Annotated in this window: 8 protein-coding genes; 7 read left to right on the top strand and 1 reads right to left on the bottom strand. The window is 48.5% G+C overall.

Annotated elements, in window-relative coordinates; translation table 11 throughout:
• The first annotated feature begins 177 nt into the window (after positions 1-177).
• The 4 genes from hscB to iscX all read left to right on the top strand — a co-directional run bounded on the left by hscB (position 178) and on the right by iscX (position 3218).
• The gene (hscB, locus tag ACR2PX_RS06770) at positions 178-720 is read left to right on the top strand and encodes a Fe-S protein assembly co-chaperone HscB (protein WP_433998601.1); all 543 of its coding nucleotides are present in this window, start codon (positions 178-180) and stop codon (positions 718-720) included.
• A gap of 9 nt (positions 721-729) precedes the next feature.
• Positions 730-2595 (top strand): Fe-S protein assembly chaperone HscA, encoded by a 1866-nt coding sequence (gene hscA, locus ACR2PX_RS06765; protein WP_433998600.1) that lies wholly within the window; start codon positions 730-732, stop codon positions 2593-2595.
• A gap of 2 nt (positions 2596-2597) precedes the next feature.
• Positions 2598-2936 carry an ISC system 2Fe-2S type ferredoxin gene (gene fdx, locus ACR2PX_RS06760; protein ID WP_433998599.1) on the top strand — a complete coding sequence of 113 codons (339 nt, stop codon included), beginning with the start codon at positions 2598-2600 and terminating at the stop codon, positions 2934-2936.
• Between the two features lie 87 nt (positions 2937-3023).
• On the top strand, positions 3024-3218 hold the full coding sequence (iscX, locus tag ACR2PX_RS06755; protein WP_433998598.1) for a Fe-S cluster assembly protein IscX: 195 nt from the start codon (positions 3024-3026) through the stop codon (positions 3216-3218).
• 101 nt (positions 3219-3319) lie between these two features.
• Here the strand turns inward: iscX and ACR2PX_RS06750 are convergent, their stop codons facing one another.
• On the bottom strand, positions 3320-3949 hold the full coding sequence (locus tag ACR2PX_RS06750) for an NAD(P)-dependent oxidoreductase (protein WP_433998597.1): 630 nt from the start codon (positions 3947-3949) through the stop codon (positions 3320-3322).
• A 266-nt stretch (positions 3950-4215) separates the two neighbouring features.
• Between ACR2PX_RS06750 and ACR2PX_RS06745 the strand changes: the two genes are divergently transcribed.
• From ACR2PX_RS06745 to ACR2PX_RS06735, 3 genes are all read left to right on the top strand, one after another.
• Positions 4216-5316: a hypothetical protein gene (locus ACR2PX_RS06745; RefSeq protein WP_433998596.1), complete on the top strand. Its 1101-nt coding sequence runs from the start codon at positions 4216-4218 to the stop codon at positions 5314-5316.
• Between the two features lie 119 nt (positions 5317-5435).
• Positions 5436-5738: a hypothetical protein gene (locus tag ACR2PX_RS06740; protein ID WP_433998595.1), complete on the top strand. Its 303-nt coding sequence runs from the start codon at positions 5436-5438 to the stop codon at positions 5736-5738.
• Positions 5735-7873, top strand: a complete 2139-nt coding sequence (locus ACR2PX_RS06735) for an FAD-dependent monooxygenase (protein WP_433998594.1) — start codon at positions 5735-5737, stop codon at positions 7871-7873. Before ACR2PX_RS06740 ends, ACR2PX_RS06735 begins: the two co-directional genes overlap by 4 nt.
• Positions 7874-8031: the final 158 nt, after the last annotated feature.

The following is an 8031-nucleotide window of genomic DNA, read 5'->3' as shown; positions in this document are numbered from 1 at the left end:
TTCAGTAGAACGTGTCGAATTATTCGATGGATTCGTGAGAATAGTTGACCTATTTAATCGAATTCATCGAATAATTGGGCCGTTCTTTCTGGAATTCAGGCCGAAATAGTCTTAAGTCCGACAGGCTTCTAGTGGCAACCTTGTTCCGGCCTTCACCCATTCGGAATGTCCGGTATCGTGGTTGATTTAACTAAGAACTTTTTCGAACTGTTTCAGTTACCTGTCGAATTCCAGGTAGATCAAGCGTTATTATCTGAGCGATATCGCGAGTTGCAGAAATCGGTTCATCCTGACCGGTTTGCAGGAGAGGGTGAGCGTCAGCAGAGGTTGGCGGTTCAGTATGCAGCCTATGTTAATGAAGGGCTGGAAACTCTCAAGTCGCCGCTCAAGCGTTCCCTTTACCTGCTGGAACTGGCAGGACATCCCGTTGATCTGGAAAATAACACGGTCATGGATACGGTCTTCCTGATGGAGCAAATGGAGCTGAGAGAAGCAGTCAGTGACATTCGTGAGCATCAGGACCCGGAGTCTGAACTGGATCGATTGATGGCTCAGGTCGATCAATCCGTGGCTGATTATCAGAATGATTTTGCATCATTCTGGCAGCAGGGTGATGAAGCTTCTCTGGGGAAGGCTGCGGCTGTCGTACAAAAAATGCAATTCATGGTGAAGCTGTCCGCCGAACTGGAACAGCTGGAATCCGAGCTCCTGGATGATTGAGAATCGAATATGGCACTTCTTCAGATATCTGAACCCGGGCTGGCTCCGGAACCTCATCAGCAAAAGCGCGCAGTAGGGATTGACCTGGGGACGACCAATTCCCTGGTGGCGACCGTCCGGTCCGGTTCTGTAGAAACACTGCCTGATCATGATAGCAAGCATATCCTGCCTTCTGTTGTTCGTTATGCGGAGCAGGGAGTAGAGGTGGGGTTGGCAGCAAAGCCTCACATGATAGATGACTCACTCAATACCATTGTCTCTGTTAAGCGGTTGATGGGACGTGGTCTGGAAGATATAAATACCCTGGGTGAGGTCATGCCTTACCGCTTTATTCAGTCAGAAAGCAGTATGCCTCTGATTGAAACCCGTCGTGGTGTTGTCAGTCCTGTTGAAGTGTCTGCAGAGATTCTCAGGGCTTTGGCTGCACGTGCTGGAGAAAGCCTGGGTGGTGAGTTGGACGGCGCTGTTATTACTGTGCCTGCCTATTTTGATGATGCTCAGCGTCAGGCAACCAAAGATGCCGCTAAGCTTGCTGGACTGAACGTCTATCGTCTTTTGAATGAGCCAACAGCAGCGGCTGTAGCCTATGGCCTGGACGAAGGGGCTGAGGGCGTAATAGCGGTTTATGATCTGGGTGGCGGAACATTTGATATCTCTGTGCTCAGATTGCAAAAAGGCGTGTTTGAAGTCATGGCCACTGGCGGTGATACAGCGCTGGGTGGCGATGATTTTGATAAAGTCGTTGCTCGATGGATTCTGGAAAATGCATCAGTATCAGAGACTGACCTTGATAGTGGCAGTCACAGAGCCGTCATGCTTGAAGCATGCAGAGCTAAAGAAGCTCTGACCGATGCTGAGCGTGTAAATGTTGCTTTTGATGGCTGGCAGGGTGAGTTGTCTCGTGATCAGTTCAACGAATTAGTGAAGCCTCTCGTTTCCAGAACTGTCAGGGCATTCAAGCGTGCTCTGCGTGATGCTGGTATCAAGGCTGCTGAGATTCATGAAGTGGTTATGGTAGGCGGCTCCACCCGCGTGCCTTTAGTTCGTGAGACAGTAGCTGAATACATTGGTAAGAAACCTCTGACGTCTATTGATCCGGATCGAGTGGTCGCAATGGGTGCTGCTCAGCAGGCCAATGTTCTTGCAGGGAACAAGTCTGCAGAAGAAATACTGCTCCTGGATGTCATTCCGCTGTCGTTGGGGTTGGAGACCATGGGTGGGCTGATGGAAAAAGTCATCCACCGAAATACTACAATCCCTGTCAGTAGAGCCCAGGAGTTTACTACCTATAAGGATGGTCAGACTGCTATGGCCATTCAGGTGCTTCAGGGAGAGCGGGAGCTGGTGAGTGATAACCGTTCTCTGGCTCGGTTCGAATTGAGAGGTATTCCACCTCTGCCAGCCGGTGCTGCCAAGATTCGGGTGACATTCCAGGTTGATGCGGATGGTTTGCTGGATGTGTCAGCCCAGGAAGTCGCTACCGGTGTTAAAAGCAGTGTACAGGTCAAGCCTTCATACGGTCTGACCGATGACGAAATTGCTCGTATGCTGAAAGAGTCCATGACCAGTGCAGAAGAAGATCGTGATGCCAGAAAGCTGCGGGAGCAGGAAGTAGAGGCTGATCGTCTGGCAGATGCGCTGGCTACAGCACTTAAAGCAGACGGACGTGAGCTGCTGAGTGAAGATGAATTTAACCGGCTGGTGGCTGACCTTGAAAACCTGGGTGTTGTTAAGCGTTCAGGTGATGCAGAGGCAATCAAGCTGGAGATTGAACGTATCAGCAAGGCCAGTGATGAGTTTGCTGCCCGTCGAATGAATTCGGGTATTCAAAAAGCGCTCTCGGGCCATAAGATTGACGAATTCAAGGAGTCCTGAACATGCCACAGATCGTATTTCTGCCCCACGATGAAATCTGTCCTGAAGGGGCTGTGATTGAAGCTGAGCCAGGCGTAACCGTATGTGACGCGGCTCTGGCCCATGGCATTGAAATTGAGCATGCCTGCGAAAAGTCCTGTGCCTGTACCACTTGCCATGTGGTTGTCCGTGAAGGCTTTGACAGTATGGGTGAGGCCGACGAGCTGGAAGAAGACCTGCTGGATAGAGCCTGGGGCTTGGAACCCGAATCCCGTTTGAGCTGTCAGGCGGTGGTTGCCGAAGAAAATCTGGTGGTAGAGATTCCCAGGTATACCATTAATCAGGTTTCAGAAAAGCACTGACCCTGTTGTGTTCACAGTAAAGAGGCTCTTATGAGTCTCTTTCTCTTTATCCACTGTGTTGATCATCATTTATAAGGAACGAAGGCTATGAGGTGGACAGACATCTATGACATTGCCGCTGAGCTGGCAGATGCACATCCAAATGTTGATCCAAAATTTATTAACTTTGTTGATCTGAGAGGGTGGGTTGTTGCCCTGGAAGATTTTGATGATGATCCGGAGCGTTGTGGCGAAAAGCTTCTGGAAGCAATCCAGGCTGCCTGGATTGAAGAGGTAGAGTGATCAGCCTTGTCAGGATCAATGAGTGTCAGCTTGCAACCATTGATCCTTCTTTGCTTTAAAGATTTCTTAAAAGATCGGTTATTAATATTTCCCCGCGTTAATCAGTAAGAAATGCCTGGTGCTTTATGCAGGTAATTCAAGTCGCTCAACTGTTTGAGCATGAAGTCTGCTACGTCGGCTCTGGAAATTTTGAGCTGTATGGGTTTTTCGTGATTAGAGAAGCCGTGCTTGTACACACCCGTTTTGTTGCCTTCTATTAAATTCCCCGGACGTACAATGGTCCAATCCAGTGAGCTGTCTTTGATAAGAGCTTCCTGTTCAGCGTGATCCTGAGTGGCGTGTCTCAAAATAACCGGAAAAATAAAATACTTCAGGAAAAAGGGCAGAATGTCTCTTGTTTCTCCGAAGCCGAGCGTTGAGAGGCTGATCAGGCGTTTGACCCCGGTATTGTTCATGGCGTTGATGATGCACTCTGTGCCTTTTTTTCTAAGCATGCTCTGATCTTTGGGTGGTGCACCCAGAGCACTCAGAATGGCATCCTGGCCTTGAATGGCGGACTCAACATCGTTGATGTTTAGAACGTCCCCCGCCACTTTAGCCAGCCTGGCGTGAGTGATTTGCAGGCTGGTTGTTTTGCGAACGAAGGCAGTTACTTCGTGTCCCTGATCCAGTGCCTGTTTAACCAGTTGAACACCTGTTCGTCCTGATGCACCAAAGATCACTAACTTCATAGTTTATAGATGACCTGACTGAATAAATACGAGTGTTCCCGAAAGGTGCAGTGAGCGTTTTCTGATGCTCCGCTTACCTTTAATCGGTTAATAACGGTCGTTTTGCCCAATTAAACAGCCTACGATAATCTCACGCGCAGCCTCTATGCAAGGGAAATCACGGGTAGTCCCTCTTTTTTGTTGAGTTGTGAAGAGAGAGTAAATATTTAGAGAAATAAGGCGAAAGTATCACAAAGGAAATTAGATTCGGCAGCTGGGAGCAAGCCATGAATTCGGATTTTATTGTATTGAGGGATCTTTATACCCGGACGCAGGCTCTGCAACAGAGGCGTGAGCATGAGGCTGAAATTGGCGTAGCTGAAACCGGAGAAGTGGTTGATAGCACTCAGCAGCCTGAGAGTGGATTAGGATATTACTTGAGTTATGTGGTGTCTCAGTCACCGGTGACGGAAGTCACAAAGGCTAATGCCTCTGCTGTGTTCAATCGCTGCACTGAGGAAGTGGAGCAGTTTAATGTTCGTGACAGGTTCGTGTCGCTGCGAGGTGCTTTGCCGAGGCAGCTTGCGGGTACAACTCCGGGAGCCATGGCGGATCAGTTAAAAGTTCTGCTCGACAGTGAGTGGGGTAGAACACACCAGCTCATGAGTGATATCGAGATCTTTGTGAAATCCAGCTTGAACGGTCTTGATCAGTTCAATCGCGAGCCAAAGGATATTAATGATGAGGGGGTTGATGAGGGGGTTGATGAGGGGGTTGATGAGGGTTTAAGGTCGACCTTCAAACTCATGGAGTACAACCAGAAAAAGTTGGTTGAGCGTATTGAGGATATGGTCAATCGATCCGCGAATCCTGAAGCCATTAGAGCTGAGCTCAAGAAGCTTTATGAAAGGCTTAGGGATGAGAAAGTAGGAGCGGGTCAGGAAGAGGGGGGTGTGCTGGCTCAAAGTAATCTGAAGTTAAGATTGATCAATCGCATGCTGAATGTTCTGCCAGACCTGGCCGTGGCGCCCATTCCTCTTCCGGAAGTCCGAGTCATAGATCGTGATGCAGATAGTTGCCTGGAAGGTATTGCTCAGTACATTAATGGCGTAACAGATAATGCCTCAATGCAGGGATTAAGAGGAGCATACCTTGCTACGGTGTCACGGGATGCTGCTGCCAGAATCAAGAAATTGATCGAGCGCAGCCACACAACGTCCGCTCAGAAGGTCTTTATCATGGATGTGATAAAGGCCGATCACCTTCAAAAACTAGAGAGGGCCAATGAGCGTATTCAGGGTGGCCTGACCCCTCTGATAGCCAGACTGGAGTTACTGGATGCTGAAATCGGACCAAAAATAAAGAGCTTGAAGCCTGTCCGCCAGTAGCTTCTGCTCCCAGAGGTCAGGCTATTAATATCAGCCAGATAGTTCAAAGTCAGTCTGATCTGATTGTTCAGCACCTCAGTAGTGGAGAAACTGGTCATGAGCAGGGCTGGTGTGAGGTTTTGGCTCAAACAGTAAGTACCTATCCTCTGGAGCAGCGCTCGAGAATTCGATTCGATATCGCTGCAGGTATTGAGAGGCGAGTATCTGAACAATTGAATGATCCTGATTTAGCAAAGGGCGTTTTTAATGTTTTGTATCGTGGTACAGGTTTGCAGCCTGTTCAACGAGTTGAATTGAAGAGGCTGTGCGATCGGTTAGCAAAGTTACGTCTGATGGATGTGGAGATGGAAAAGCTAAGGAGGAAAATTCCGGATGTTTCTTTAGCCGAGGTCAAGAACTATTCAAAGCCTATTCCGGGGTGACTTTTCATTACCCTATTGATGAAAGAGGGGTGGGTTCTGCCAGGGGTTTTATAGAGGAATTGCGAACTCACTTTACCCAGACTCGTCAGGGAGATGGTTTTGCAGATGTTTTTCGAAGTGTTGAGCAAGAAGTGATTCTGGATCTCTTTAAAGCGCTCTCAACTGATCATGCTGTGCAACTTATTCAAAGTATGCGTTCAGATCCTGCACTTCGGCACGGTATGTTGCAACGATTTTTAACCCACATCCTGAACAACGGACTGGTCAACAGTGACTCAATCCACGGTCATACCCGTGATCTAGTGAATCCTGATCATTTGTTATTTCTGGATCTGCTGGAAAAAGCTGGGGTCCTTGATTGGCTGGATGTTAAAAGAACAGATATTAACGGCGAGGAGCTGGCTTTAAGCCCCAGCAGACTAAAAGCGAACCTTGAGTTTGAAGTCCGGGATTTCTGTCACAGTAGCCCTGCCTATCGAAAACTGAAAGATCAGTTGTTGCGTCTGGATCTCACCCGGTTGGAAAAGGCTGTAAGTCAGGGGTCAGTGCCACCTGAAGACGTGGTTAAAACCGTGATAGAAGCCAGAAAGCTGATGCTGGATATTGATCTGGGTATGGGAAGGCGTTGGGATCTAGAAGTGCTGAAATCCCCGGATTACTGGCCGTCGAGAGATGACCATGAAGCTTTTCTTAAGCTGGAGCGCATCAAGTTTCTGAAAAGCCCGGCCATTTTTCGAGCACAAAGGCAGTGGCTGGTAGAGCAGCATAATAAGCATAAGAATTTTCCGAATGTAGTCATTGAAGGCGCAGGCCCGACCGGCATGATGTCCGCAATATGTCAGTACCAAGCAGGAGCAAAGGTTCAGGTTGTTGAGAAGCGAAACTTACAGTATGACCGGGTTCAGGTGGTCAGACTGAATCCCAAGTGGATGGATATGCTGCGCTTTTATATGGGGGAAGAGTTTGATCAACTCTTTACTGATCCTGCTCACCCTTCAAGAGTGGAGGGGAAAGGTATCATCCGGGAGGATGGTTTTGGTGAGATTGTCACCTTTGAGCTTGAAAAAGCCATGCAGAGAGAGCTCGGTAAAGTTGAAGCGTTGAACGGAGCCCGTAGTCATCTGGATCTGACTGCGCAATGTGAGCTTCGTGAAATTAAGGGGCCCGAGGATGGGCGCGGTTATAGAGCTGTTGCTCATAAGTTGAATACCAATACCCCTGTAGAGTTTGATGATGTGGATCTGGTGATTTGTGCAGGCGGTAAATCCAGTCCTACACGAAAGCGGTATCTGATTGCAGAGACGGTGACTGAAGAAGGGCAGTACGGAGTCTGTACCTGGAAGGGAGAAGACATGAGAGATAACCAGTTTGGTTCTTTCCTGGACTTTCGCCAGATGCTTGTGGTGGATAGGGGTTTTAAAGGGTCAGCGATTTCCCAGATGAGGGAGCAACTGAGAGGTTTTCAGCGCAATCAAACCGTTACAGCCGATGTTGCTCGTGAACTGGGGCGTAAACTCGACGAGCTTGATGGGAAGCTTCTTGCATTACAGGGACAAGAGCGTGCTTACCAGTCTCGCTGTTTTGAAAACAGGAAGCTGATCTATATCGGTATGGAGATACCCACTGTTTTACAGGACTCTCTGAGAGAGATGAGTCAATATCTGGAAGCACAGAATGTTGATAGAGCTCAGGTAAAGGAAGTTCTGACTGCGATGCGGATGGGCTGGTTCCAGGCAGTTGCGGGTAAATACGATCTGAATGCCTGGACAGGGGCAACAGAAAGGCACATTGATAGAAAGTTCGCTGCCACCTTCGGCGTTTCGCAACACCGATTGCAGCAGAATATTGTCAGAAATGAGCAGAGTGGCAGCAGAGTTTATGTAACTGCTGCCGGAGATGCTAACTGCAGCCCCCATTTCATGCGCTACAGTGGCCTGACCGGAGCTCGTGAGCATATCCTGCATGATCAGGAATTCACAGAGCGGCTGGCTGCCGGAGCAACGCCTGAGCAGATGGCCAGTTATCAGGATGATCTTGAAGAGAAAAGCAAGAATACAGCAGACTTTGTCATAGGTCGTGGACGTGTTTTTCTTAATCCGCTGGATAGGCTTCAGAAGGAGTATATTGATTCCTGATAGGAGCGATAAGTTTTATCTTGTCTTATTTTGTTCGGATAAGACTGACACTGGGATAGTGATCGTTTACAATGCGGCCCAAGCTCCCCCAATGACTGGAGGTAGCGCATTGAATTATAAACTTGACCCTTTTGGGGTCAAAACAAGAACGTTTGGAG

This window comes from Endozoicomonas sp. (genome assembly GCF_051008435.1).
Taxonomy (GTDB): Bacteria; Pseudomonadota; Gammaproteobacteria; order Pseudomonadales; family Endozoicomonadaceae; genus Endozoicomonas_A.
The sequence above is the reverse complement of the archived record's forward strand: the minus strand, read 5'-3'. Positions and strand labels throughout refer to the sequence as shown.